This window comes from Mucilaginibacter sp. P4_E8 (assembly GCF_056401495.1).
Genome location: NZ_JBFUJG010000009.1, coordinates 37622 through 62158, shown reverse-complemented (window position 1 = coordinate 62158; position 24537 = coordinate 37622). Strand labels below are relative to the sequence as shown.

Sequence of the window (24537 nt, the reverse complement as noted above, 5' to 3'; positions counted from 1 at the left end):
GTCATTGCGAGGTACGAAGCAATCTCTATGCAATACAGAGAAAATAGAAAAGTAAAAACCTTTATGATTGACCTGCCTGTGTAGAGATTGCTTCGTACCTCGCAATGACGCGTGGATGAAATCAGCTGTTAGCTATTCGTCAGCTCCTTTATAATATCCTTACACCCACCTTCAATCAGCATAAAAACGGGTTCAAACTGGGTATCATCATAGTAGGGGTCGGGGACTACCTTATCGCCAAGCAATAGCTTTACTTTTTGGGCATTCTCATCGTTGCGGGCCAGAGTTAAAACATCGCGCAGGTTGTTTTTATCCATCACAAAAATATGATCGAACTCATCGAAATCACTTTCCCTGAACAGGCGGCATACCTGTTTGCTGATGTCGATGCCATGATTGCGTGCCGCACGGGTTGACCGCCGGTCGGGACCCTCGCCAACGTGCCAGTTGCCCGTACCTGCCGAATCAACTTCCCAGTTTAAGCCATTTGCAGTTGCCAAATGCTGCATAATCCCCTCGGCCAATGGCGAACGGCATATATTGCCCAGGCAAACCATTAGTATTTTCATTTTTTAAGGTTAAAGCTGAAAGGTAAAAGGCCAAAGGTTTTTATTTGAAAGGCAAAAAGTAAAATGCAGAGGGTCTTTTTAACAAACCGCTCGAAACCTTTTACCTTTCGCCTTTACCCTTTCACCTCAAAATTATCCAAAAATTTGATTAAGCACGCCAGCCAGCCGTACACCGGCTTTTAGCATCTGGTGATTAAGTATCTCTATGTATTTAAAATTGTATTTGTAGCTCAGGTTCTCCAGCGGAGTAACACCGGCATATATTTTTTCGGCAAGCTGGTTGCTTTCAAACAACCACTCACTTATCGGATCTTTTTGCAGTTTAGCTCGTTCAGCAGCGGTGGAATGGTTTATCATTGCCGCATATTCGGTATAGCTCAGTTGCTGCGCATCTATCAGCCCACTATCCCAAACTGAGTGCAGGTTACTTTCCTTACCAAACCATTGTACTTTAACATCATTACCGCCTTTATCCTGGGTGTGGCCGGTGTGCAATGGCTGATGTACATCCTCTACAATATGGATCAGCATACGCAGGTAAAGCAGCTTGTTGGTTTTAGCAAGATCCTTCTTTTTTAATTCAGTAATTAAAAAATTCATTTTGGTGTAGGCATCGGTTACGGTGTCGGCCTTTAAATAGGCCTGCAGTTCGGGATAGGTATAAGCCTTATCCAGATCAATAAAATGCCAGTTGTACATATAGTTGTAAGTCGGGTCAGATTTAATAAAGTCGGCCCAGTTACTGGTGATAGCGATTGATTCATTACCTAAAATAGCCTGTATGGCCGCACGGGCTTTAGGGGTTAAATAGCTGTCGGCTATTTGTCCGCAAATACGGTGGCCGTTTGTTCCCCAGGCCATGCTTTGTAAGGGAGTATAACATATGGCAATAAACAGGATGATCTTTTTGAAGAAGTTTTTTTTCATTGTTATAATGGTTTTGGTGTACAGCTTGTTCTTTTTATTAAATGCGCGTTGATGGGTATAACATTGGATGTACTTGCAAATTGAATAAGCGAATCGGTTTTTTGTTTAACCTTAAAATACTCCTCATAATCGCCCGAACGAAAACAGCCTTTTTCATCCTTATAGCTGCCATCGGCGTTACAAAACTCGCCTTTGAGGTGTAGCGTATCCAGCCTTTGCGAGTAGGTTCCTTTTATATATTCGGCCCAATGGCCTTTGTTCATACAAGTATCCGAACCGTAATTTACTTTGCTGTATGAGCTAACCTTCATAAAAAAAGAATCACAGCTAAATTTAAGATCATACAGCGAATAAGCAACCAACCGCTTTTGCGCCGGTACCGAATCCTGCCGCCACTCGCCCTGTACATACTTTTCGCCGGGTTTTTGTACGTCGGGATTTAAGGAGCAAGAGGCTATTAGAAAGGCGAAAGGTAAAAGGTAAAAGGCAAAAGGTTGTTTTGCAATAAAAGATAAAAAACAAAAGCTAAAGGGCTTTGACATAAATACTGTTCGCTATAAACTAAAAGCCCCTCTCCTAAAGGAGAGGGGTTGGGGGTGAGGCTTTTATTTTAAACTACCTATCATTTCTTCGGGTTTAACCCATTGGTCAAACTGCTCGCTGGTTAACAGGCCCAGGGCTATAGCGGCTTCGCGTAATGATTTGTTTTCTTTTAACGCGGTTTTGGCTATTTTGGCTGCATTTTCATAACCAATGTGCGGGTTAAGCGCGGTAACCAGCATTAGCGAGTTCTCCAAATGCTTTTTAATGCCTTCATAGTTTGGCTCAATGCCAACAGCGCAATGGTCATTAAAAGAAACACAGGCATCGCCAATTAAACGGGCCGACTGCAGGAAATTGGCAGCCATAACCGGTTTAAATACGTTCAGTTCATAATGACCGTTCGATCCGCCAATGGATATGGTTACATCGTTACCCATAACCTGAGCCGCTACCATGGTAACCGCTTCGTTTTGGGTTGGATTAACCTTGCCCGGCATAATAGATGATCCCGGTTCGTTATCAGGAATGTGGATCTCGCCGATACCTGAACGCGGACCCGAAGCCAGCATCCTGATATCATTAGCTATTTTCATTAAGGAAACCGCTATCTGTTTCAGCGCGCCATGGCTTTCTACAATGGCATCGTGAGCGGCAAGGGCTTCAAATTTATTTTCGGCAGTGATAAATGGTAAGCCGGTGAATTTGGCAATGTATTCGGCCACTTTTACATCATACCCTTTGGGCGTGTTGATACCTGTACCTACCGCGGTACCACCCAAAGCAAGCTCAGAAAGATGATCAAGCGTGTTGCGCAGGGCTTTTAAGCCGTGGTTCAGCTGTGATACATAGCCCGAAAATTCCTGACCCAAAGTTAATGGGGTAGCATCCATTAGGTGCGTACGACCAATTTTTACTACGCTTTTAAACGCTTCAACTTTAGCTTGCAGGGTATCGCGCAGTTTTTCAATACCGGGGATGGTTACATCGATCAGTATTTTATATGCCGCTATGTGCATAGCTGTTGGGTAAGTATCGTTTGATGATTGCGATTTATTTACATCATCATTTGGGTGGATAAAGGTTTTGCCTTCGCCCAGTTTATAGCCTTGTAATACGTGGGCACGGTTGGCTACCACTTCGTTCACGTTCATGTTTGATTGCGTGCCCGAGCCGGTTTGCCATATCACCAGCGGAAATTCTGATACTAATGCACCTGTTAATATTTCATCACAAACCTGTGCTATCAGGTCGCGTTTTTCGACAGGCAGTACGCCTAAGTCGGTATTGGTATAAGCGGCGGCTTTTTTCAGATAGGCAAACGCGTCAATGATCTCCTTTGGCATAGATGCCTCGGGACCAATTTTAAAATTATTGCGTGAACGTTCTGTTTGTGCTCCCCAGTATTTATCGGCAGGTACCTGTACCTCGCCCATGGTATCGTGTTCGGTTCTGAAACTCATGGTAGTATTAAAATTTTAGCAGGGCAAAGTTATGGTTTTATATGATGTAAGGGAATGGCTAAGCGTAATCTTTTTAATACGAATTGGAGAGATCTTCTTTTTACCCGAAGACTTAGTTTTTAAAACTTCGTAAGTCTGAAAGCATTGACTATTTAACCTCATCTATTTTGATCACCTTGTATTTGATCGCCAGTCTGGCTGCATTTTGTTCAACCGTTTGGTCAAAGCCTGCTTTTTTGCGGAGGGCATTTACCCTGGCAGGGTCTTTAATTGGCCAGATAAAACCACCAATATCTTTTCCATTTTTAAGTTTACCCCAATGGGCTTGGGTGCCATATATTTGTTCCTTACCATGATTAGATAGTTGCCTGTCAAGCATCATAGCATACAATCTGTAAGGTAATTCTCCTCTATTTGCTGCTTTTTTAATTATTGGTAAATACTTGTCAATTTTAGATGAATGTTGAATTACATTCCAGGCGGCCTCATTGGTTGGCTCGCCTACTAACGTTTTGCCCGGATAACTATATTTTTCAAACATCTGCTCCACAAAAACGATATTCATCGAGTCAAGGTGATGTTGTAACTTCCAATAGTAGTTCATGGCATTCGCAACGGAAAGAGATACACTTTTGGCAACCGAATCTTTTTTAGAAGGCTCCATTAATAAGGTTAATGCTTCACGGTATTTTTGATCAAGGACCATAACACTGTCCATTTGTTTTTTCAAAGGAAGATTCAGTTTCTGCTGGCTAAAGGTCGCGTGCGAAATAAAAAGGCATAGGATAAAAATTACTGGTTTCATAAATTGTGCTTCAACTAAAGGTTTAGTCATTTTAACGAGGTAAACTTAAAAAACTTATACAAGTTCAAAATTTTCTTTCCTCAGTCTATCTCTCTTCAGGCTGGCTTTATTTCACTCTTTATTAAATAATAAATAACTTAGACGGAAACGCTTAAAACCTTGTATGGAAGCCAGGCCATATTTAAAAGAAATAATTCTTAAACGCGATCTCATCTCATCTTTTGAGGAATACCCCTTTCATATCCCGGCCATAAAAAGTCTCTCGTCATTAGCATTTCACCCAGACGTAACTTTTATTGTTGGTGAAAACGGTTCCGGAAAATCAACACTGATAGAAGCGATAGCACTAAACCTGGGTTTTGCAATTGAAGGCGGCACTAAAAATGTGCAGTTTCAAACCCATAATAATGCCTCTCCTCTTTTTAAATACCTAACCGGGGTTAAAAGCTTCCGCAAACCATCCGACTATTATTTTTTGCGTGCCGAAAGCTTTTACAATGTAGCTACTTATATGGAAACGGAAACACCGGAGTATCTGGGAAGTTATGGTAACAATGGCAAACCCTTGCATCAATATTCACATGGCGAGGCCTTTATGACAACGTTAACCAATAAGCTTAAAGGAAACGGCCTCTATATTTTTGATGAGCCCGAAGCCGCGTTATCTCCCGCAAGGCAATTGGCTGCACTATCGTTAATAGATAGACTGGTTAAGGAAAACTCTCAATTTATTATAGCTACTCATTCGCCTATATTACTGGCATATCCCAATGCTATTATTTATCAGCTTGATGATGCAGGCATTAAACAGGTTAATTACGAAGAAACCGAACACTATATGGTTACCAAATATTTTTTAAACAACCATCAGGAAATGACCAGGATACTTTTAGGCAATTAAACAGCAGGGCTAAAACTCCCTCTTAGTACCCGATACCCAGGCGTCCAGAGCCGATAGCTGTTTATCGTTTTCATTAAACCATTTCAGATTATCCTCCCGGTAAGCGCTCAGGCTAATGAGGCGGGTAAATGCAGGCATATTATCGGTTTGGGCCAGTTTGCCAAAATAATCGGCATAGTATTTCCAGAAAAAATCCTTGTTGGTTTGTTTCTCCCCCTCTTTAGCTGTTGTTTCGAACACCATTTTTAATTCATTGCTCAGGCGTTCCTGCGGCGAACCGATATTCTGGGTTTCCATTGCCTTTGTTGCCAAAGCAGCTATTGCAATGGAAGCTTCGGCCATTGACATGGGCGAAATTTTATCCTTATCGGTAGTTATTAAAATATTCTTTTGCTCTGCACCGGCCTTAAATATTTTATCAATGTACTCATAGGCCTCTGTCGACCGTTTGGTTTGGGGTTCAAGCAACAGAAAGTTACAAAAGGCCATCATGGCACATAACCTTTTATTTTGACCAAGGGCAGCCAGTGCATACGTTCTTTGACTACTGGCATGTTTGGGCTCCAGCTTTATGGCTTCAATAGCATAGGTTTCGGCTTCGGGATATCTTTTTTGACGTAAATAAGCTAAAGCCAAATTAAAGCGCAGCCGCTGAAAATCCGGAAATGCCTTTATCCCCGCTTTGTAACAGGCTTCGGCCTTATCAAACTGATTTTCGTCGTCATAGGTGCTTCCAAGCAGGTCATAAGCCTGGGCCATCTTATTAGATGCTACCAGTTTCTCCAGATAAGGGATAGCCTCTTTCGCCTTACCCGAGCTACACAGGGTATACGACAATTCATACTGGGTATTGATATTATCCGGGTCAATTTTTAATGCTTCCTGGTATTTGGCAATGGCTTCCGGGTATTTACCCTCATCATGCAGGGCAATCCCCTGTTTAACCAGTGCAACCGCATCATCCTTGTTTTGTGAAAAAACATGTGATGAAAAAGCAGAAAATATAAATAGCAGCAAAAATTGGTGATAGGTTTTCATGCTTAAATTTAAACACTGAAATCCGAAAAAGAAAGTGCTTTAAAACTTTCTTTCCGTTGCTGTAACCCAAGCCTCCAATGTCTTACGCTTATCATCATTTTGCTGCAGCCATTGATTATCGGCGGCTTTATTGGCGCTCAGATCCATTAACCGGGCAAATGCTGGCATGTGCTCTGTTTGGGCCAGCTTGTAAAAAAACGAGGCGTAATAATTTCTAAAAAAGTCATTCCCTGTTTGTTTTTCGGCCAGTTGATCAACAGCCACAAATATAGCTTTAAGCTGAGCCGCCAGCAGATCGGCCGGCGATGCGTATCTCCTCAATGCAGTCGTCGCTACCGCCGCCGAAAGCGCTTTATTTAAGGCAATGTTCGAGGCATCCGTTTTTTCGGTCTTGAGGGTGCCGCCCTTTAAAATGCTCTGCATATTGATATACGCCTCGACCGAGCGTGGACCATCGGGCTCCAGCAATAAAAAGCTGCAAAGCCCCAGTAAAGCAGCCGCCCTTTTGTTTTGATGAAAAGTAACCAAGCCATACAAACGCTGGCTGTTGGCGTGTTTGGGGTCGAGCTTAATGGCATTGATGGCAGCCAATTCTGCATCGGCATATTTTCCAGCCCTGAAGTAGGCCAGCCCGATATTAAAAAAGAGCGGCTGATAGTCGGGCTTTAACGCTATCCCTGCTTTGTAAGCATCAATGGCTTGTTGAGGTTGATGTGCGGCATCATAAATACTGCCTAAAAGCTCATAAGCCGGGCCGGTAAAATTGTTGTTTGTTTTAATCACTTTATTCAAATAAGGAATACCATCGGCCCCTTTGCCTGACGCAAAAAGCGAGTAAGCCAGCTGGTAATTAGCCTGCGTATTTTCGGGGTCGGCACTTAATGCTTGTTTATATTTTTCGATGGCGCCGGCATAATTCCGTTCGTTGTTAAGCTGAACGCCCTGTTTTATTAGGGCATTAACATCAGTATCCTGGGCGTAAGCTAAAACTCCAGGGAATAAAATGGATATAATAAGACAGATCTTTTTCACAATATTCATACTTAAACATACAAAGAGTAACAATTAAACGAAAAAAATTAAAACTTTAATTCATTCATGAGGTATAATTTCTAATTTTCGCATCCGTTTAAGAGTGAGAAATTTATTATGAGATTAGTGTACCAAAGCGTTCTAACATTTGCCGCCTCCCTATTGATATTAACGTCCTGTTCGTCAAAAAACAATGATAAAAATAAAAGTGTAGACCCTGCTAAAAGCAAGCCATTAGATACTGTGGCACTGCTGGCCTATAACCCCAAAAATGCCGATAAAAGGATCGACGAAGTGATGAAGGAACTGCATCGCACCCGTGGCTTTAACGGCAATGTGCTGGTTGCAAAAAAAGGCAAGATCATATATGAGAACGCCATTGGCTGGGCCGATTACCTGCATCGCGACAGCCTGAAATTAGGTTCGCAGTTTGAACTGGCTTCGGTTACCAAAACCATGACCTCCACCGGTATTTTAATGCTGATGGAGCGGGGCAAGCTAACGCTTGATGATAACGTAAAAAAATTCTTTCCCGATTTCCCCTATGATGGCATCACCATACGCCTGTTACTTACGCACCGATCGGGCATGATGAACTATGTATATTTTATTGATGATATATACCGCAGCCAGCACCTGAACCAACGCAAAGGCCTTACCAACGCGGATGCCATGAAAATGATAGCCGAATACAAGCCGCGTCCGTTTAATGTGCCCAACAAAAGATTTTTATATAACAACTCCAACTTTATGGTGCTTGGCGCCATTATCGAAAAGGTGAGCGGTATGTCATATGCCCAGTTCATGAAACAGAACGTATTTATCCCGGCCAGCATGATGCACACCAACGTTTATTCAAAAGCCGTGTACGATAAAATACCGGTTGACGTGGTTGGGCACGACAGGGGGCAGTGGCGTTATTCGGTAGCACAGAACTTTTTGGATGGCCCGGTAGGCGACAAAGGTGTTTACAGTACTATTGCTGATCTTTTTTTGTTCGACCGTGCATTACGTGCCGGCAGGTTGCTGAAACAGGCCACGCTTGATTCCGCCTACGTGCCTCGTAACCCTATGCTGCATGGGCACTTTAGCTATGGCTATGGCTGGCGTACATTTACCGCGCCCGGTCAGGAGGTTATTTACCACACCGGCTGGTGGCATGGTTTCAGGCACATTTATTTGCGCGATATGAAAAACGATATCACGATTGTGCTGTTATCTAATTTAGCCAATGGCAGCTTACTGAAGCTTGATGACCTGTTTAAAGCCGCGGGTATGCCTGTAGTACGTAAAAGCGCATACAAGGGCAATGGCGATACCAGTGATGATTAATTTTTGGTGAGTAGTTGACTAAGTGAATGGCTAATTTAAAATCAAGGTAATTTGCAAATCTGTAATTCTGTCTGAACCACGATTAAACAGATTTTTTAGATTTATAGGATTAAAAAAATCGGGGAAATCCATTAACGGCGCAGCCCTCTTGAACACCAATAAAAAATTAAATCGTGAAAAATCCCATAAATCCTGGTTCAGATAATTTTCACAAATAAAATTTTAAATATCATGTTTGATAAATTAATGGAGGCCCAACAAAAGGCGGGCGAAATAAAAAAAAGATTGGATGCCATCACGGTATCCGGAGCGGCCGAGGGTGGAAAAATTACGGTAACAGCCAATGGCAATAAAGTTGTACAGTCTGTACATATCGATAGTGATTTTTTAGCCGGCGCGGATAAGGAAGAGGTTGAAGAATTATTAGTAGTGGCCATTAACAAGGCTATGGAACAGGCCGAAAACATAAGCCAAAGTGAAATGGCTGCCATGACCAAAGATATGCTTGGCGGCTTAGGCGGCATGTTTGGAAAATAGACTGCCCTTTAACTCTCTGAAAGGGAAACTTTAGAAGCATCACTTTGTAACTTTTTTGCCACGATAGGGTTATGTGTTGCAACACTTAGTTATAAGTATTTAATTTTGATCTACTTTAATAAATATCAACTATGAAAACTACTTATTACGGTCAATCAACTATTGAAATAGAAACCGGCGGCAAAAAGTTGCTGTTTGATCCTTTTATTACGCATAACCCACTGGCTAAGCATATTGACATCAAGAGCATTAAACCTGATTATATTCTGGTATCGCACGGGCATGGCGATCATGTGGCCGACTTAATTGAGGTACAAAAGAACAGCGGGGCCAAGGTTATCTGTATTGCCGAAATAGCCGACTGGCTTAACAGCAAAGGAGTTGATAATGTACACGGATTGAATATTGGCGGAGGCTTTAATTTTGATTTCGGACGGGTTAAAATGGTTAATGCCATACATTCCAGCACCATGCCCGATGGCGCACCGGGTGGTAACCCAGCTGGGTTTGTGATATATGCCACAGAAGGTAAAAACGTATATTTTGCCGGCGATACCGCCCTTACCTATGATATGAAACTGCTGGAAGATGAGAATCTTGAATGGGCGTATTTACCCATTGGCGATAACTATACCATGGGTGCCGATGATGCCATAAAGGCCGCTGGGTTTATAAACTGCAAAAATATTATTGGTATGCATTACGATTCCTTCCCGGTTATAGTAATTGATAAGGATGACGTGGCCGAAAAGTTTATCAAAGCAGGCCTTAATTTAAAGCTTCCCGCAATAGGCGAAACTATTGAGTTGTAGGAAATTAATGATAAGTCATGCCGAACTTGTTTGGGCACCCCACAAGTAGAGCTTGTCCTGAGAGATCCTAAAACAAGTTCAGGATGACAAATCTCTAAACCCGCTTATTATCAACAAAAAAGCCTCCCGAAATACATCGGGAGGCTTTTTTGTTGTTGATCAGGATTACCGTTTCATCTTCGTGGTGTCTTTTTTCATGGTAGTATCCTTCTTCATTTTTTTGTGTTTCATTTTTTTCTTGGTAGTATCGGTTTGCATTGTACCATTTGTTGTTTTTACTACCGGACCATACGCAAAAACGCTTCCAAAAGAGATCGCTACTAAAGCAATCATACAAAGAGCCTTTTTCATAGTTTTTAAGTTTTAATTTAAATAGTTTTATCTTTTTAAATAGTTTTATTTACTTATAACAAATTAACTATGGATTGTTTGCGTTAATTTTCAATTAAATAATTGTACCGTTAGGTATGATAGCCCGTTTTTTTACAACCACAATGCCATCCTGTACGGTATGTGTTCCAAAATCCCCGTCAGGTAGTGCTGCACCAACGTTTATTTGCACATCGTTACCAATATAGGTGTTCTTATCAATAATGGCGTTTTTGATCTTGCACCTATCGCCTATACCCATTATTGGCGAACTGCTCAGTTTCAATTCGGCAATTTGCTCCAGCGTTTGATAATTATCACTACCCATTACATAACAGTTCTCAATAACTGTATCAACACCAATACGGGTGCGTATACCAATTAAAGAGCGTGTAATTTGTTTTGCATTGATAATACAACCATCGGCAATAATGGAGTGCTCAAGCAATGTGCCAGATATTTTTGATGGCGGCAGCATGCGGGCCCTGGTATATATATGATTTTCGCCGAAAAGGTTGAATTTCGGAATGTCATCAGTTAAACCAAGATTGGCTTCAAAAAACGATGGAATAGTACCAATATCTGTCCAGTAACCTTCGTACTGGTAACTTGCTACCTTATGCTCCGAAATTGATTGCGGGATAATCTCCTTACCGAAGTCGGTACGGTCATTGCCTTCCAGCAACTCATATAAAAGCTTACGGTTAAAGATATAAATACCCATCGAGGCCAGGTAAACCCTGCCTTCGGCTTTCATTTCATCGCTTACCTCTGAGGCCCAGCTTTCAAAATCTTTTTTAGGCTTTTCAATAAAAGCTGTAACCATGTTATTTTCATCGGTTTTTAATATACCGAATCCCGGAACATCAGCGGCATCAACAGGGATAGTAGCTATAGAAATTTCGGCACCTGTATCAATATGCTGACCGATCATTTCCTCAAAGTCCATCTGGTATAATTGATCGCCCGACAGGATGAGCACATAGTCAAAATCATGCACCGCGAGGTGGTGCAAGCTTTGCCTCACCGCATCGGCCGTCCCCTGGTACCAGGTTACATTTGATGGTGTTTGCTCTGCCGCTAAAATATCAACAAAAGCATCACTAAAGCTGCTGAAGTGATACGTGTTTTTGATATGCTTATTTAACGATGCCGAGTTGAACTGCGTTAGCACATAAATACGGGTAATACCTGCATGGAGGCAATTAGAAATTGGAATGTCAACCAGGCGGTACTTACCGGCAATAGGAACGGCCGGCTTGGAGCGTGTTGCCGTAAGGGGGGATAAACGACTGCCCTGGCCACCGCCAAGCACAATTGAAATTACTTTAGATGTCATATCGTAGGGTTTAAACTTTCATATAGGTCATTATATTCTTTTGCCGAACGATCCCATGAAAAATCGAGCGCCATCATGCGTTTGCGTAATAACTGTAGCTGGGCTGTGTTTTGATAAAGTACAATGGCCCGCGAAATTGCCAGGCATATATCATCAACAGAGGCCTGGTTAAAACGGATACCATAACCGTCCTCATCGCCAAAATCAATAACCGAGTCAATTAATCCACCGGTGCTGCGTACCAATGGCATCGTACCATATCTTAGCGAGTATAGTTGGTTAAGGCCACATGGCTCCACCCGCGAAGGCATGAGTAAAAAATCGGCCCCGGCATAAATAAGGTGCGCCAGGGCTTCATCATAACCAATAAACACATTACACTGGCCGGGGTATTTGTCTTTAAGCTCCAGCAAGGGAGTTTCCATTTCCTCCTCGCCCGAGCCTAGTATTAAAAAGTTAGCCTCGCCCGGGTTTTCCGTAAGGCTGCGTTCAATAGCCTCAGGCAGCAGGTCGGCGCCTTTCTCAATTACCAGGCGGCCTATAAATGTAAACAAGGGCTTGTTGGGGTTTAAAGCAAACCTTTCGCAGAGTGCCTCTTTATTGGCCTGCTTACCTTTTGCCAATTGCTTTACAGTGAAATTCGCGGCTATCATGGCATCGGTTTTGGGATTCCATACTTCGGTGTCAATACCGTTGATAATACCGTATCCCTTAGCACTTTCAATCCAAAACAAATACTCCAGCCCGTTTGAGTTAATAGTAAGCTCACGCAGATAGGTTGGAGATACGGTTGTATAACGCCAGCAGCATTTTACCGCGGCTGCCAGTGGGTTAATGCCTCCGGCCCAATCAAGCAAACCGGTTTTTGTAAGGTCGATCTCGGGCAGGTACGACAGGTTTTCCCAACCAAAAGCGCCGTGGTATTGCCCGTTATGAATAGTAAATACAGTTGGTATATTAGCCAGTCGCCGGTATAATTTAGAATGATACATTAAGAACGGCACCAAACCCGAATGATGGTCATGGCAATGGATAATATCGGGCGTTTGGTAGGTATAGCTTATCCAATCTAAAAACGCCAGCTGAAAAGCAATAAACTGTTCTCTTTCGTCGGGGTAACTATATACATTTTCGCGATCAAGCAAACCCGGAATCCTCACTAAAAAAAGCTCAAAACCAAGTTTATTGGTTTTTTCCTTTAATATCTCGAAGTAAAGCCTACGGGTGCCCAATAGCGTGGCCGCACTGAAAACAATGTCAAATTCATTTTCGCGGGTAAACTTACGGTCGTAATAAGGCATTACAACTGCCGCCTGCAACCCCAACATATTTTGGTATTTGGGCAGTGCGCCAACAACATCAGCAAGCCCGCCAACCTTAGCAACAGGGTAACATTCAGCACTCAGATGGTATATTTTCATTCAGGTTTTATTAGCTCAATTTAAGCAAAGATTACTAAAAGAGAAACCTATAATGATTAATATAGTTTTTAAAATTTAGCGGGATTATTGTAAAAAACTTTTTAAAGTTTTACGCCTTAATTTGAAGTATTTGCACTAAAAGCGGCGAAATGATGGAAGAATGTTTTGGGCCTTAGGTACACTAAGCTGAGTTTGTGGCATAAAAACGTCTGATTTATGCTTAGATGGGTTTTGGTTAATACAAGTATGTAGTTATTTCTGTGTATTAATAATCCATAAACCAATCATAACCCATTATATTCTGATAGTCGCGGGGAACTGCTGATAATGTTTTTTTATTTTTAGGATCATTGTAACGATGCACCAGGTAAAACTTTTTCTTTAGTGTATCTGCGGGATAAATGTATTCAACGGTATCAATGTTCAATCCGTTCCACTTATATTTATAAAGCGGCACCTCTCCGGGATGTCCATATTCAACACCGCGTATCAGTTTTTCAGATGGTGAAAATGTTGGGTTAATGAACCGATATGCTGAAGTAAAATTACCAGCGTGCGGCCGGTATAAATAAACATTATAAGCATTACGGGCACAGCAGCCCGATGTGGCATACCAGTTATATAAAAAGTCTTTGAAATGGTCGCCATTAACATCTCTTACTTCAAAGCCCAGATAGTTTAAATAGCCTTCATCCCAGCTTATTAATAAATGGAACTGATTACCATCAAGCAAAAAAACATTGATATGTACATCAATATCGTTGTTCTTGTTAACAACGATCAGATGCTTTTTGTCGTTTGAAAATAAATGCCCAAAAACGAGTTTTGCATACAACGAGGTATCACTATAGATGATTAACTTTTTTTTATAAGATGACCGGCCCTTATGTTGAAGCGCATATTTCAAAGCAGTATCAATAATTCTTTTTTGTGCGATACTATCGGCTATTCCTTCTTCTTGTTGCTTTTGTCTTATAGAATCTATCCGTTCAATTTTTATTGAATCAGGATGCGTCTGTGCTTTTATAGCAATTGTTTTGTTATTTGGCTGTCGGCAGCCAAATAACAAAACCRCAATAAAGGCGATATACCATTTCACAACTGCATCAGTTTATCAATGCGCTTCCAGCCAGTTCAATCCAGTACCAATCTCTACCATAATAGGAACCGTAGTTTTAATGGCGGTTTTCATGTTGTGCATAATAATGGGTTTCACAATTTCAATTTCATCGTTTGGCACATCAAACACCAACTCATCATGTACCTGCATGGTCATGCGGGCATCCAGTTTTTGCGCTTTAAACTCGCGGTGAATATTGATCATGGCAATCTTGATCATATCGGCCGCCGAGCCTTGTATCGGGGCGTTAATAGCGTTTCGCTCTGCAAAACCACGCACGGTCGCGTTGGCCGAATTAATATCGCGCAGGTACCTACGCCTGCCCATCAGGGTACATACATAGCCATTTTCACGGGCAAAGTTCATGGTATCGCTCATGTATTGTTTTATACCGGGGAACTGTGCAAAGTATTGTTCAATAATATCAGCGGCTTCCTTACGCGGTATGCCCAGGTTTTGTGATAACCCAAAAGCCGACTGCCCATAGATGATACCGAAGTTAACCGCTTTGGCATTGCGACGCTGGTCGCTGGTTACTTCATCAAGCGCGATACCATAAACATTGGCGGCTGTCGCTGTGTGAATATCCAGGTTATCAACAAAAGCCTGCATCATGTTAGGGTCCTTGCTGATCTCGGCAATAATGCGCAGTTCTATTTGCGAATAATCTGCCGATACAATGCTGTGACCACTATCGCGCGGGATAAAAGCCTTGCGTACCTCGCGGCCGCGTTCGGTACGGATAGGTATATTTTGCAGGTTGGGGTTAACACTGCTTAAACGCCCGGTTGCTGCAACTGCCTGGTTGTAAGAGGTATGCACGCGACCGGTCTTGGAGTTCACCATTGTTGGAAGCGCATCAACATAAGTTGATTTTAATTTTTGCAGCTGGCGAAAATCCAGTATATCCCTTACTATATCGCTTTTGGCAGCAAGGGAAAGTAACACATCCTCACCAGTTTGATACTGGCCGGTTTTGGTTTTTTTGGCCTTAGGGTCAAGCATTAGTTTTTCAAACAATACTTCGCCCAGTTGTTTTGGCGATGCGATGTTGAACCGTACACCCGCTTTTTCATATACAGTTTTTTCGAACCCGGCTATATCGGTTTCCAGTTGTTTGGAGAACTCGCGCAGTGTATCATGATCTATTTTTACACCCTCGTACTCCATATCGGCCAGTACATATATCAGGGGGTGCTCAATTTCGTTGATCAGCTTTTCGCTCTCGACCTGCTTTAGTTTAGGTTCAAAAATGGTTTTAAGCTGTAGGGTGATGTCGGCATCCTCGGCGGCGTATTCTTTTATCTTTTCAATTTCCACATCGCGCATATTGCCCTGATTTTTACCTTTGGGACCAATAAGCGAAGTGATAGAAACCGGTTTGTAGCCCAGGTAGTTTTCAGACAATACGTCCATACCGTGGCGGGTATCCGGGTCAATCACATAGTGCGCCATCATGGTATCAAACAGGCTGCCCTTTACCTGAACGCCATACCATTTCAGTATCAGGATATCAAACTTAATGTTTTGTCCTATTTTGCCTATTTGTTCATGTTCAAGTACCGGCTTAAATTCGGTTACTATACTTTTTGCATCATCCTGATTAGCCGGAACAGGCACATACCAAGCCTCGCCCGGCTTCACCGCGAATGACAGGCCCACCAGCTCGCAAAAGTTGGCATCGGTACCTGTGGTTTCGGTATCAAAGCAAATAGTTTGCTGCTGCAATAGCAAGGCTATCAGCTCTACGCGTTTTTCAAGCGTATCGGCCAAGTGATATTCGTGCGGTACATTATTAATATTTTTAGCGGCGCTGGTAGCATCTTCATAAATGTCTTCCACATCAACCGTCATGGTGGTGCGGGCGGTGGCAACAGGATCGCCAAACAGGTCGGTTTGTACCGAAACCGCTTTCATTTCGGTAATGCTGAAATCGTCGCCAAAAACACGCCTGCCCAGGGTACGGAACTCCAGCTCGGCAAAAAGCGGTTCCAGCAGATCTTTGCTTGGCGCGCACATCTCCAGGCCTTCCTCGTCCAACTCAACCGGAACATTTAATAATATGGTAGCCAGTTTTTTTGATAGCAAACCCTGTTCTGCAAATTGCTCTATATTTTCGCGTTGCTTGCCTTTTAACTCATGGCTATGGCTGATGATCTCTTCCATAGATCCATACTGTTTAATGAGCGCCTTAGCTGTTTTTTCGCCAATGCCGGGAATGCCGGGGATGTTATCAACAGCATCGCCCCATAAACCTAAAATATCAATAACTTGCTCTACGCGCTCTATTTCCCATTTCTCCAGCACTTCCTTAACACCCAGGATCTCCATTTCGTTACCCATGCGGGCTGGTTTGTAAATGCGGATGTTATCAGATACCAGTTGTGCAAAATCCTTATCAGGAGTCATACAGTATACCTGGTAGCCCTTTTGTTCGGCCTTTTTGGCCAGGGTACCTATAATATCATCAGCCTCATAACCGTCAGAAGTAATAACGGGGATATTGAAACCCAGTATCACCTTAATTACATAAGGCAGGGCTTTGGCAAGGTCCTCGGGCATGGCTTCACGGTGGGCTTTGTAGGCCTCATATTCGGTATGGCGCTCGGTTGGTGCTTCGGTGTCAAACACCACGGCCATGTGTGTTGGCTTTTCTTTCTTCAAAACATCAAGCAGGGTATTGGTAAAACCCATTACCGCCGATGTATTTAATCCGTTCGACGTAAACCGCGGACTTTTACTTAAAGCAAAATGCGCCCGGTAAATAAGGGCCATGCCATCCAAAAGAAATAGTTTTTTCATTATTTATGATTACACTGATATTGTTATGATTGCACCGATAAATGGCGACAACACTGATTATCAGTTGATATAAATTAAAGATTAAATTGATTTGTATCTTTTCAAAAATACAATTTATGTTGATGAATAATGCTTATCCACTTCCTAAAAATCAAATCCAGACATCATCTTCAAAAATCAGTCAAATCATCAAATAATCGGTGTAATGGCTACCTAAAATCGCAGTTCGCCAGGTGGTCGTTCACCATACCGGTAGCTTGCATGTGGGCATAGCAAATAGTAGTACCAAAAAATTTAAAACCACGCTTTTTCATGTCCTTGCTTATAGCATCAGATATTGGCGTACTGGCCGGTATGCTTTTTTCGGGATGATTGGTGAGCGGCTTGCCATCGGGCATAAAACTGTACAGGTACTTATCAAACGAGCCAAACTCCTTTTGTACTTCAATAAACAATTTAGCATTGTTGATAGCTGCTAAAATTTTTAAGCGGTTACGAATAATGCCGGTATCCTGCATCAGCCGCTCTACATCTTCATCAGTAAAAGCAGCTACCTTTTTAACATCAAAATTGGCAAAGGCTTTCCGGTATCCTTCGCGGCGGCGCAAAATAGTGATCCAGCTTAAACCAGCCTGTGCCGATTCGAGTACCAGGAACTCAAACAATATCTTATCGTCATGGGTGGTTTTTCCCCATTCCTTATCATGGTATTCCATGTACAACGGATCGGTACCGGCCCAGGAGCAGCGGGTTGTTTCTTTGGTTGACATAATTTATTTGTTAAAAAATTATAAAATGCGTCATTGCGAGGCACGAAGCAATCCCCGATAAGCAAGTCCGCTCTGTATAGCATAGAGATTGCTTCGTACCTCGCAATGACGTGATGGTTATATAGATTGTGTCAAAACTAATTTCTACCGGCAATTCCGCAACCCATAACTTGCTAAGCTTCATTCAACTCATCCCAATACTCCACGGCCCGGCGGTAATGAGGGATCACGATGGAACCGCCTACCAGATTGGCTATCATAAATACCTCGTTCATTTCGTCGTGCTTTACACCAGCCTCGTGGCATTTGCCCAGGTGATATTTAATACAATCGTCGCAGCGCAAAACCATGCTGGCTACCAGGCCCAGCATCTCTTTTGTTTTAACATCTAATGCGCCTTCGGCGTAGGAGGTGGTATCCAGCGCGAAAAAGCGTTTTATATTGGTATTAGCCGTTTCCATTATCCTGTCGTTCATTTTGGTACGATAGGCGTCAAATTCTTCTATTAGTTTTCCCACGGGTTATTAATTATTGAGTTACCGGATCAGTGAATTATTTATTACTAATTTAATTAGCATTTAAAGGTATAAATATTTATTTTTATCCCAAGAGTTTTAAACCAATTTTTACAGGATAATCAAAAAAGTTATGGATAGTCTATCACCCAATATTTTTGTTAATGATATTAATGCAACTATATCCTTTTATCAGCAATTAGGTTTTAAATTGATAGTTACCGTACCCGAAACCGGCACCGACCTGGTTTGGGCTATGATGGTGAATGGCGGCGTTATCATCATGTTTCAGACCTATACCAGCCTGGGTAACGACCTGCCGGATATTAGCCGGCAGGACGGTGGTTCATTACTACTGTACATTAAACTAAAAAACATCAGGGCTTTTTTTGAGGAGATAAAGGATAAGGTTACCATACTGCATGGCCTGCAGAAAACTTTTTATGGCGCTACCGAGTTTTCTATAAAGGATATTAATAATTATGTATTGACCTTTGCGGAGGACGAATAGTCTTTTTTAATGTAACTCATGATCAACTTTAAACGGGCCGACCATATACACATCTGCGTTCCGCATGATAGACTGGAAGAGGCAAGATTATTTTATACCAACGTCATTGGCCTGCAGCTAATGGAAAGGCCTGATGTATTTTCATCAACCGGTTATTGGTTTAAGGTAGCCGATATTGAGTTACATATAGGGGTTGAAGATAGTATGCCGCGTTCCATAAGGCATACAGCTATGGAAGTTAGCGATATTGCAGCCGCCCGCAAGCACCTTAAAAATAATGATGTTGAAATTGTGGAAGAACCCGTAATTGCCGGTCGTACGCGTTTTGCTTTTATTGACCCGTTTGGCAACCGGATGGAGTTGTTGCAAATGCTATAAAGCCAGCTCGATTGATGGATCCCAAAACAGGGTTTTAAAATCCTGTACCTGATCGTCTTTTACTTTTACACCCTCGCTTTCCAGCAACTCCTGCATCAGGTCGCCGCCGAAATGGAATTTTGCGGTAAGCAAGCCATGCCGGTTTACAACCCGGTGCGCAGGTACTTTGGGCACTACTTTGCCGGCCGCCTGCATGGCATAACCCACCATCCGCGATGAGCCTTTAGTACCTAAATAGGCGGCAATTGCCCCATACGAGGTTATCCTGCCCGGAGGGATAAGCCGGGCTACCTGGTACACTTTATCAAAAAAATTAATATCGTCCATTATTAAAGCTTAAAGCTGAATACATAAAGCTTAAAGCTCCACCATAAGCTAAGTGGCTTTAAGCAAAAGAAAACTTAAGGTAGTTAATGTTCTTATTATCTTTTAAATATTTTTTCTCGTAATATGTTTTTATCGATAACACTTCATCGGCATGGGGCGAGTGGTAAAGGTCCTCGGTTTTAACGTATAGCCTGAGTTTTAACTCTTCTATCTTTTCGGCAGTGTAAGCGTGCAGGCCATCATTATCCGTTTTTAAATTGATATAGCCGCCGGGTTTTAAAATTTCGGTGTACTTATCCAAAAACCGGGGCGAGGTGAGGCGTTTTTTTTCGCGGCTCAACTGCGGCTGCGGATCAGGGAAAGTTATCCAGATCTCGTCAATCTCGCCATCGGCAAAATAATCAAGCAGGTTTTCTATCTGTATGCGCAAAAAGGCTACGTTAGGCACGTTTTCTTCAATAGCGGTTTTAGCGCCACGCCAAATGCGGTTGCCTTTATAATCAATACCAATAAAATTTTTATCGGGAAACAGGTTGGCCAGGTTTACGGTGTATTCGCCTTTACCGCAGGCCAGCTCCAAAACTACCGGATTGTTGTTTTTAAAAAAACTTTTGCTCCATTCGCCTCTAAAAGGCTTGCCGGCATCTAACTGTAATACATTGCTAAAGGTATCAATCTCAGCAAAGCGCTTTAATTTATCTTTTCCCACTTTTTTAAATAAAGTGCAAAAATAGCCTTTTCTTTAAATTGTGAAACCTTTGTTTAAGTGGATTAAAGAACTACCGGCGGCGGCACAGACGGCATCGGCTTAAAGGGTTCTCCGGGCTTTTTGGTTGCCTTACTAAAAAGCGATTTTACTTTACCCCAAATTCCGCTCACCGCATCTTCGCTAATATAGTGCGATGCCTTTTGCGATACCAGGCCCACCAATGCTTTAACTAAAAAGTTAGAGTGTTTGAACAGAGTTTTATTTAACGTAACGGGTAATACAATTCTTGATAACAGGCCTAAAAAATCCTGGCTAAAAATACCTGGCTGTTTAGCCCCATCATGGCTGCTGCCTGAATTTATCAGGGACATTATACTTGAAAATATAGCAGATGGGCTACTAAAGCGCGCAGCTAATGCAGTGCCTTGCTGGTTTTCAATAACACGCATCCTGGCAATTTCTTCCCGCAGATCGTCAATATTTTTTATTTGGAAGTCCATTGCTTTTACTTTTTAAATAATTTTTGGACAAAGAGATTAGCAAGCGGCTTTTCAATACGCTCCTTATTGAGTTTTATAACAACTGCAATAATTAAATAAATAAGGGCAACACACCCAAAACCTTCCCAAAATGATTGCAATACATCAGATAAATAATAAGCTAAAGTAAAGCTGGCAAATATAAAGGCCAATACCATGCTTATGGCGGTAATGGCATCTGTGATCACACTTGCTAAAATTGAAGTTCCACCTTCAATAGCCTCATATTTTAAAAGCTTAAAACGCGTTTCAGCATATTCTTTCAGCTGATCAACAATTGGCGGTAATGGTGGTGGTGTTTCTTTTTTGGCTTCCATATATATTTAATTTATATATCCCGGATAATTCATTTCCATGAACAATCCGGGATGGAGGTAAATTATGCGTGTTCCAGATCGTCCTGATACTCTTCTTCGGCGCCCCTGATCTTTGATTTTATATTTTCAACCACCTTATCCTTTAAACCCACCAGGTTATCGATCTCGGCTGCTGCGGTTTCTTTAATAGAATCACCAAGGTTTTTTAATGATTCGGTAAGTTTGTCGCGTGTTTCGTTACCTTTATCCGGTGCAAATAAAATTCCTAACGCTGCCCCTGCCGCCAAGCCTGCAAGCAATGCAACAACTACTTTTGTGTTATCATTCATTGTAATATAATTTTAAGTTGAACATTTGTTTTAATATGATTAAATACCTTGCCAAATATCATAAATCAGCTAATTTGTCGGTAATTTCTGTATAAATTGTTTTTTTGGACCTATTGGATTCTGCAACTGTGTTCACAAAAGTATTCAATATGCCCGGTCAGTTTTCAGGAGTGCGTATGCGTTCCAAACGGTCGGCGGCCATCCTGTTTGTTTCATATATCTCTATCAACAGTAAAAAATACGATAATAATACCGGCCCAAAAACCAGGCCCAAAATTCCAAAAAGCGGCAAACCTATAAACACCCCTATAACCGATATAATGGGATGGGTATTGGCTATACGCTTGTTGATGATCATTCGTAAAACGTTATCAACGTTGCCTATAAATAACAACCCGTAAGCTAACAGTAAAATTCCATTTAAAGTATGCCCTTGTGCAAATAATATGATACTTGCCGGTATGCATAGCGTTGGTGCACCTACCACCGGCAAAAATGAAATAAATACAGCAATAACCCCCCAAAACACCGGATCGCCGATGCCAAATATCCAAAAACCATTGGCTAATAGTACACCTTGCGTAATAGCTATTATTCCTTGTCCTAAAACGTTTGAATAGGTAGAATCGCGCAGGGCTGCTGCAAATTTTAATGCATGTTGCTCGCGGAAGGGGGCATATTTTAATAAACCGGCCTCAAACTCCCCAATCTGCGTAAGCATAAAGTACAACAAAAAATAAAGTACCAGCAAGGTTATGATAATGCTTGCCGCGCTGCTTAATATGGAAGGAAAAAGTTCAGTAACAAACGTTCCTAATTTTTGCAGTGTATTTTCGGCAAAATGAGGTTGATTAAGGTTAGCGGCGGCAAAGGCATCAATTTTTGTAGTCCATTGTTCAATTGGCAGCGATTTTAGGTTGATACTGGATATTTTACCTACCACCATAATACTCAATGACAAAAACGGGATCACAATAACGATAAGAGAAGAAAAAATGATAAGCAGAGCGACCAACACTTTGTTCCAGCCTTTTTTTTCGACCAGGTTAATATACAAGGGTCTGAAAATGGTGAACAACACAATGGCACCTAATATGGAGCTAAATAAACCACTCAGTGCGTACAGCAAAAAACAACCAAGCACAACAATGCTTACCAGGATGATGTTATTACGCTGCTTATAGTTAAAAATTGACATTAAGGCTTGGCTTTTAGAAATCCATAAAAAAAGAGTCAAGGGTTAAGACTAATGATCAAAATTATCGTCTTGATTCCTGACTCTCATCTCTTGATTCTCATTGTTATGTTAAACAAAAAAACGCCAAAAAGGTTTAGCGTTTTTAAAGTATTATATGCGATAAAAAAGGCTATTTCGTATCATCAAGAAGTATATTTATCTGGGTTGAACTTCTTGAAATTGTATCCAGATAAAACAGGCAATCGGCAGAGGCATCGGGCATTTCGTACTTCAGCTGTTCAAGCGCCAAATAAATATTAGAAAGCTGATTTTTAATATCGTGCTTTAGTTTACGCAGGCTTTCCTCGCTTCGCCCTTGCTGCTCCTCTTCCATTTTATTTAAGGTTTATGGCCTTCATTTTATTATACAGTGTTTTACGGTCGATATTTAATATCTCAGCGGCTTTTGTCTTATTAAAATTAACCTCTCTTAAAACTTTAATAATAGTTTCATATTCGGCTTCGAGTGCCGCGTTTTTAAGATCGTGGCGTATTTCTTTTATCTCCGGCACCTCATAGGTGTTGGTATGGGCATGGGAGTGCTCAAACGAATGTGTTTTAAAATTAGATATTTCAAGAGGCAGCGCCTTCATGGTGATCTCACTTTCTTCGGCTAATAAAGCTGCCCGCCTGATCACATTTTTTAGTTCACGGATATTACCCGGCCATCTGTAGTTCATAAAGCAATCAACAACCTCGGCCGAAAACGCGGTTACACTGCGCCCCAGTTCATTATTAGCGATCTTTAAAAAATGCTCGGCCAGTAACATAATATCATTGCCGCGCTCACGCAATGGCGGCATATATATGGTAAACTCATTAAAGCGATGGTACAGGTCTTCCCTGAACCTCCCCTTTTGAATTCCTTCCTGCAGGTTTTCGTTAGTAGCTATAATAATGCGTACATCAAGGTCAATTTCTTTGGTGCTGCCTATCCTTTTAACTTTGCGTTCCTGAACGGTACGCAGTAAGGCCGCCTGGATCTCATAGGAAAGATTACCCACTTCATCCAAAAACAGGGTGCCTCCGTTTGCCATTTCAAAATGCCCGATCTTAGTGTAAAGCGCCCCGGTGAATGACCCTTTTTCGTGGCCAAAAAACTCGCTGGCTGCCAGTTCTTTGGTTAATGAGCCACAATCCATAGCAACAAAAGGTTGGTTGTGGCGCAGGCTGTTAAGGTGTATACTTTGAGCCACCGACTCTTTGCCGGTACCACTTTCGCCCAGTATAATTACGCTGTAATTGGTAGGAGCCACCAACTCTATCTGCCGCAACAACTCTTTTGAAGCCCTGCTGGTGCCGGCAACAAATTCATTGGCGAAAGTCTGTTTTTTATTATCCCGGCCTTTTGATTTATCATTAACCGTATTATCGCTCACCGCTTCTTCAACCAGGGCATAGTGAGTTTCAACGGCTTTATTAATAGTATTTAATATTTCATCGGGATACAATGGCTTGGTAATATAGTCGTATGCGCCCATTTTAATAAGCTCAACTGCCATTTTAATATCAGAGTAACCCGTAATGATGATCACCCCGGTTTTAGGGTATTGATTTTTTATGTTTCTGAGCATTTCGCGACCGTCGGTATCTTCCAACCTGAAATCGCACAGAACGAGGTTAAATTCATCGTTTTTTAGGGCCTCCATGCCACTTGTTCCACTTGAGGCTGTACTTACATCAAAGCCATTGCGGGTTAAAAACTTTGATAGCAATAAAGCCACATTAACTTCATCATCAATGATGAGGATTTTCTTCATAAGAGCAATACTGGTAACGGTAAATGTATTTAAACGTGTTAAGTTACTAACAATGTTGCTAATTTATGGAGCTTTTTTTAAATACAGCCTTTAAACTCAAAAAAAGCATAAACAAAATGGGCGGTCAATTGACCGCCC

At 41.8% G+C, this 24537-nt stretch carries 28 protein-coding genes; 6 read left to right on the top strand and 22 right to left on the bottom strand.

The window, feature by feature from the left end:
• Nucleotides 1-128: 128 nt before the first annotated feature.
• The 5 genes from AC1DRQ_RS05985 to AC1DRQ_RS05965 all read right to left on the bottom strand — a co-directional run bounded on the left by AC1DRQ_RS05985 (nucleotide 129) and on the right by AC1DRQ_RS05965 (nucleotide 4304).
• Complete coding sequence (locus AC1DRQ_RS05985; protein WP_477422869.1) at nucleotides 129-569, bottom strand: low molecular weight protein-tyrosine-phosphatase; 441 nt, start codon at nucleotides 567-569, stop codon at nucleotides 129-131.
• A 132-nt stretch (nucleotides 570-701) separates the two neighbouring features.
• Nucleotides 702-1496, bottom strand: coding sequence for a S1/P1 nuclease (locus tag AC1DRQ_RS05980; RefSeq protein ID WP_477422867.1), 795 nt, complete (start codon nucleotides 1494-1496; stop codon nucleotides 702-704).
• A gap of 2 nt (nucleotides 1497-1498) precedes the next feature.
• Nucleotides 1499-2038, bottom strand: coding sequence for a fumarate hydratase (locus AC1DRQ_RS05975; protein WP_477422865.1), 540 nt, complete (start codon nucleotides 2036-2038; stop codon nucleotides 1499-1501).
• A 63-nt stretch (nucleotides 2039-2101) separates the two neighbouring features.
• Nucleotides 2102-3499: a class II fumarate hydratase gene (gene fumC, locus AC1DRQ_RS05970; RefSeq protein ID WP_477422863.1), complete on the bottom strand. Its 1398-nt coding sequence runs from the start codon at nucleotides 3497-3499 to the stop codon at nucleotides 2102-2104.
• A gap of 148 nt (nucleotides 3500-3647) precedes the next feature.
• Nucleotides 3648-4304, bottom strand: a complete 657-nt coding sequence (locus tag AC1DRQ_RS05965; protein WP_477422861.1) for a DUF6624 domain-containing protein — start codon at nucleotides 4302-4304, stop codon at nucleotides 3648-3650.
• A 163-nt stretch (nucleotides 4305-4467) separates the two neighbouring features.
• Between AC1DRQ_RS05965 and AC1DRQ_RS05960 the strand changes: the two genes are divergently transcribed.
• Nucleotides 4468-5205, top strand: a complete 738-nt coding sequence (locus AC1DRQ_RS05960; RefSeq protein ID WP_477422859.1) for an AAA family ATPase — start codon at nucleotides 4468-4470, stop codon at nucleotides 5203-5205.
• A 9-nt stretch (nucleotides 5206-5214) separates the two neighbouring features.
• Here AC1DRQ_RS05960 and AC1DRQ_RS05955 read toward each other — a convergent pair whose 3' ends face one another.
• Both AC1DRQ_RS05955 and AC1DRQ_RS05950 read right to left on the bottom strand, forming a co-directional pair.
• The gene (locus tag AC1DRQ_RS05955; protein ID WP_477422857.1) at nucleotides 5215-6243 is read right to left on the bottom strand and encodes a tetratricopeptide repeat protein; all 1029 of its coding nucleotides are present in this window, start codon (nucleotides 6241-6243) and stop codon (nucleotides 5215-5217) included.
• Between the two features lie 39 nt (nucleotides 6244-6282).
• Nucleotides 6283-7275 carry a tetratricopeptide repeat protein gene (locus tag AC1DRQ_RS05950; protein WP_477422855.1) on the bottom strand — a complete coding sequence of 331 codons (993 nt, stop codon included), beginning with the start codon at nucleotides 7273-7275 and terminating at the stop codon, nucleotides 6283-6285.
• A gap of 117 nt (nucleotides 7276-7392) precedes the next feature.
• On the opposite strand from AC1DRQ_RS05950, the gene AC1DRQ_RS05945 reads away from it, so the two are divergent.
• The 3 genes from AC1DRQ_RS05945 (at nucleotide 7393) to AC1DRQ_RS05935 (ending at nucleotide 9956) form a co-directional block, all read left to right on the top strand.
• Nucleotides 7393-8607: a serine hydrolase domain-containing protein gene (locus tag AC1DRQ_RS05945; protein WP_477422853.1), complete on the top strand. Its 1215-nt coding sequence runs from the start codon at nucleotides 7393-7395 to the stop codon at nucleotides 8605-8607.
• A gap of 231 nt (nucleotides 8608-8838) precedes the next feature.
• Complete coding sequence (locus tag AC1DRQ_RS05940) at nucleotides 8839-9144, top strand: YbaB/EbfC family nucleoid-associated protein (protein ID WP_477422851.1); 306 nt, start codon at nucleotides 8839-8841, stop codon at nucleotides 9142-9144.
• 131 nt (nucleotides 9145-9275) lie between these two features.
• The gene (locus tag AC1DRQ_RS05935) at nucleotides 9276-9956 is read left to right on the top strand and encodes a metal-dependent hydrolase (RefSeq protein ID WP_429399085.1); all 681 of its coding nucleotides are present in this window, start codon (nucleotides 9276-9278) and stop codon (nucleotides 9954-9956) included.
• A gap of 165 nt (nucleotides 9957-10121) precedes the next feature.
• On the opposite strand, the gene AC1DRQ_RS05930 is transcribed toward AC1DRQ_RS05935, so the two are convergent.
• The 7 genes from AC1DRQ_RS05930 to AC1DRQ_RS05900 form a co-directional block, all read right to left on the bottom strand.
• The gene (locus AC1DRQ_RS05930) at nucleotides 10122-10307 is read right to left on the bottom strand and encodes a hypothetical protein (protein WP_429399086.1); all 186 of its coding nucleotides are present in this window, start codon (nucleotides 10305-10307) and stop codon (nucleotides 10122-10124) included.
• 94 nt (nucleotides 10308-10401) lie between these two features.
• Nucleotides 10402-11664, bottom strand: a complete 1263-nt coding sequence (locus AC1DRQ_RS05925; RefSeq protein ID WP_477422849.1) for a glucose-1-phosphate adenylyltransferase — start codon at nucleotides 11662-11664, stop codon at nucleotides 10402-10404.
• Complete coding sequence (locus tag AC1DRQ_RS05920; protein ID WP_429399088.1) at nucleotides 11661-13085, bottom strand: glycogen synthase; 1425 nt, start codon at nucleotides 13083-13085, stop codon at nucleotides 11661-11663. Before AC1DRQ_RS05920 ends, AC1DRQ_RS05925 begins: the two co-directional genes overlap by 4 nt.
• Nucleotides 13086-13350: 265 nt before the next feature.
• Nucleotides 13351-14184, bottom strand: a complete 834-nt coding sequence (locus tag AC1DRQ_RS05915) for a hypothetical protein (protein ID WP_477422847.1) — start codon at nucleotides 14182-14184, stop codon at nucleotides 13351-13353.
• 15 nt (nucleotides 14185-14199) lie between these two features.
• Nucleotides 14200-17007: a DNA polymerase I gene (gene polA, locus AC1DRQ_RS05910; protein WP_477422845.1), complete on the bottom strand. Its 2808-nt coding sequence runs from the start codon at nucleotides 17005-17007 to the stop codon at nucleotides 14200-14202.
• A 209-nt stretch (nucleotides 17008-17216) separates the two neighbouring features.
• Nucleotides 17217-17777: a DNA-3-methyladenine glycosylase I gene (locus AC1DRQ_RS05905; RefSeq protein ID WP_477422843.1), complete on the bottom strand. Its 561-nt coding sequence runs from the start codon at nucleotides 17775-17777 to the stop codon at nucleotides 17217-17219.
• 173 nt (nucleotides 17778-17950) lie between these two features.
• A complete protein-coding gene (locus AC1DRQ_RS05900; protein WP_477422841.1) occupies nucleotides 17951-18295 on the bottom strand; it encodes a carboxymuconolactone decarboxylase family protein in 345 nt (114 codons plus the stop codon).
• Between the two features lie 130 nt (nucleotides 18296-18425).
• On the opposite strand from AC1DRQ_RS05900, the gene AC1DRQ_RS05895 reads away from it, so the two are divergent.
• Together AC1DRQ_RS05895 and AC1DRQ_RS05890 are read left to right on the top strand one after the other, a co-directional pair.
• Complete coding sequence (locus AC1DRQ_RS05895; RefSeq protein ID WP_477422839.1) at nucleotides 18426-18803, top strand: VOC family protein; 378 nt, start codon at nucleotides 18426-18428, stop codon at nucleotides 18801-18803.
• An 18-nt stretch (nucleotides 18804-18821) separates the two neighbouring features.
• On the top strand, nucleotides 18822-19181 hold the full coding sequence (locus AC1DRQ_RS05890) for a VOC family protein (protein WP_477422837.1): 360 nt from the start codon (nucleotides 18822-18824) through the stop codon (nucleotides 19179-19181).
• Here AC1DRQ_RS05890 and AC1DRQ_RS05885 read toward each other — a convergent pair.
• The 8 genes from AC1DRQ_RS05885 to AC1DRQ_RS05850 form a co-directional block, all read right to left on the bottom strand.
• Nucleotides 19176-19508 (bottom strand): MGMT family protein, encoded by a 333-nt coding sequence (locus AC1DRQ_RS05885; protein WP_477422835.1) that lies wholly within the window; start codon nucleotides 19506-19508, stop codon nucleotides 19176-19178. The two genes, AC1DRQ_RS05890 and AC1DRQ_RS05885, sit on opposite strands and share 6 nt — an antisense overlap.
• 58 nt (nucleotides 19509-19566) lie before the next feature.
• Entirely contained in the window at nucleotides 19567-20217 is a 651-nt protein-coding gene (gene trmB / locus AC1DRQ_RS05880; protein WP_477422833.1) for a tRNA (guanosine(46)-N7)-methyltransferase TrmB, read from the bottom strand.
• 62 nt (nucleotides 20218-20279) lie between these two features.
• Entirely contained in the window at nucleotides 20280-20717 is a 438-nt protein-coding gene (locus AC1DRQ_RS05875; protein ID WP_477422831.1) for a hypothetical protein, read from the bottom strand.
• A gap of 5 nt (nucleotides 20718-20722) precedes the next feature.
• The gene (locus AC1DRQ_RS05870) at nucleotides 20723-21073 is read right to left on the bottom strand and encodes a phage holin family protein (protein WP_429399099.1); all 351 of its coding nucleotides are present in this window, start codon (nucleotides 21071-21073) and stop codon (nucleotides 20723-20725) included.
• A gap of 62 nt (nucleotides 21074-21135) precedes the next feature.
• Nucleotides 21136-21402 (bottom strand): YtxH domain-containing protein, encoded by a 267-nt coding sequence (locus AC1DRQ_RS05865; RefSeq protein ID WP_310094725.1) that lies wholly within the window; start codon nucleotides 21400-21402, stop codon nucleotides 21136-21138.
• 157 nt (nucleotides 21403-21559) lie between these two features.
• Complete coding sequence (locus AC1DRQ_RS05860; RefSeq protein WP_477422829.1) at nucleotides 21560-22600, bottom strand: AI-2E family transporter; 1041 nt, start codon at nucleotides 22598-22600, stop codon at nucleotides 21560-21562.
• Between the two features lie 169 nt (nucleotides 22601-22769).
• Nucleotides 22770-22973: a hypothetical protein gene (locus tag AC1DRQ_RS05855; protein ID WP_477422827.1), complete on the bottom strand. Its 204-nt coding sequence runs from the start codon at nucleotides 22971-22973 to the stop codon at nucleotides 22770-22772.
• A 1-nt stretch (nucleotide 22974) separates the two neighbouring features.
• The gene (locus tag AC1DRQ_RS05850; protein WP_429399102.1) at nucleotides 22975-24399 is read right to left on the bottom strand and encodes a sigma-54-dependent transcriptional regulator; all 1425 of its coding nucleotides are present in this window, start codon (nucleotides 24397-24399) and stop codon (nucleotides 22975-22977) included.
• Nucleotides 24400-24537 lie beyond the last annotated feature (138 nt).

Bases quoted from the DNA above. Each gene is read 5' to 3' on its own strand.
- AC1DRQ_RS05920 (WP_429399088.1), bottom strand. From the start codon at position 13,085: ATGAAAATATACCATCTGAGTGCTGAATGTTACCCTGTTGCTAAGGTT.
- AC1DRQ_RS05925 (WP_477422849.1), bottom strand. From the start codon at position 11,664: ATGACATCTAAAGTAATTTCAATTGTGCTTGGCGGTGGCCAGGGCAGT.
- fumC (WP_477422863.1), bottom strand. From the start codon at position 3,499: ATGAGTTTCAGAACCGAACACGATACCATGGGCGAGGTACAGGTACCT.
- AC1DRQ_RS05875 (WP_477422831.1), bottom strand. From the start codon at position 20,717: ATGGACTTCCAAATAAAAAATATTGACGATCTGCGGGAAGAAATTGCC.
- AC1DRQ_RS05860 (WP_477422829.1), bottom strand. From the start codon at position 22,600: ATGTCAATTTTTAACTATAAGCAGCGTAATAACATCATCCTGGTAAGC.
- AC1DRQ_RS05975 (WP_477422865.1), bottom strand. From the start codon at position 2,038: ATGTCAAAGCCCTTTAGCTTTTGTTTTTTATCTTTTATTGCAAAACAA.
- AC1DRQ_RS05985 (WP_477422869.1), bottom strand. From the start codon at position 569: ATGAAAATACTAATGGTTTGCCTGGGCAATATATGCCGTTCGCCATTG.
- AC1DRQ_RS05940 (WP_477422851.1), top strand. From the start codon at position 8,839: ATGTTTGATAAATTAATGGAGGCCCAACAAAAGGCGGGCGAAATAAAA.
- AC1DRQ_RS05935 (WP_429399085.1), top strand. From the start codon at position 9,276: ATGAAAACTACTTATTACGGTCAATCAACTATTGAAATAGAAACCGGC.
- AC1DRQ_RS05960 (WP_477422859.1), top strand. From the start codon at position 4,468: ATGGAAGCCAGGCCATATTTAAAAGAAATAATTCTTAAACGCGATCTC.
- AC1DRQ_RS05930 (WP_429399086.1), bottom strand. From the start codon at position 10,307: ATGAAAAAGGCTCTTTGTATGATTGCTTTAGTAGCGATCTCTTTTGGA.
- AC1DRQ_RS05855 (WP_477422827.1), bottom strand. From the start codon at position 22,973: ATGGAAGAGGAGCAGCAAGGGCGAAGCGAGGAAAGCCTGCGTAAACTA.
- AC1DRQ_RS05870 (WP_429399099.1), bottom strand. From the start codon at position 21,073: ATGGAAGCCAAAAAAGAAACACCACCACCATTACCGCCAATTGTTGAT.
- AC1DRQ_RS05905 (WP_477422843.1), bottom strand. From the start codon at position 17,777: ATGTCAACCAAAGAAACAACCCGCTGCTCCTGGGCCGGTACCGATCCG.
- AC1DRQ_RS05955 (WP_477422857.1), bottom strand. From the start codon at position 6,243: ATGAAAACCTATCACCAATTTTTGCTGCTATTTATATTTTCTGCTTTT.
- AC1DRQ_RS05890 (WP_477422837.1), top strand. From the start codon at position 18,822: ATGATCAACTTTAAACGGGCCGACCATATACACATCTGCGTTCCGCAT.
- polA (WP_477422845.1), bottom strand. From the start codon at position 17,007: ATGAAAAAACTATTTCTTTTGGATGGCATGGCCCTTATTTACCGGGCG.
- AC1DRQ_RS05895 (WP_477422839.1), top strand. From the start codon at position 18,426: ATGGATAGTCTATCACCCAATATTTTTGTTAATGATATTAATGCAACT.
- AC1DRQ_RS05945 (WP_477422853.1), top strand. From the start codon at position 7,393: ATGAGATTAGTGTACCAAAGCGTTCTAACATTTGCCGCCTCCCTATTG.
- AC1DRQ_RS05980 (WP_477422867.1), bottom strand. From the start codon at position 1,496: ATGAAAAAAAACTTCTTCAAAAAGATCATCCTGTTTATTGCCATATGT.
- AC1DRQ_RS05865 (WP_310094725.1), bottom strand. From the start codon at position 21,402: ATGAATGATAACACAAAAGTAGTTGTTGCATTGCTTGCAGGCTTGGCG.
- AC1DRQ_RS05850 (WP_429399102.1), bottom strand. From the start codon at position 24,399: ATGAAGAAAATCCTCATCATTGATGATGAAGTTAATGTGGCTTTATTG.
- AC1DRQ_RS05885 (WP_477422835.1), bottom strand. From the start codon at position 19,508: ATGGACGATATTAATTTTTTTGATAAAGTGTACCAGGTAGCCCGGCTT.
- AC1DRQ_RS05965 (WP_477422861.1), bottom strand. From the start codon at position 4,304: ATGAAACCAGTAATTTTTATCCTATGCCTTTTTATTTCGCACGCGACC.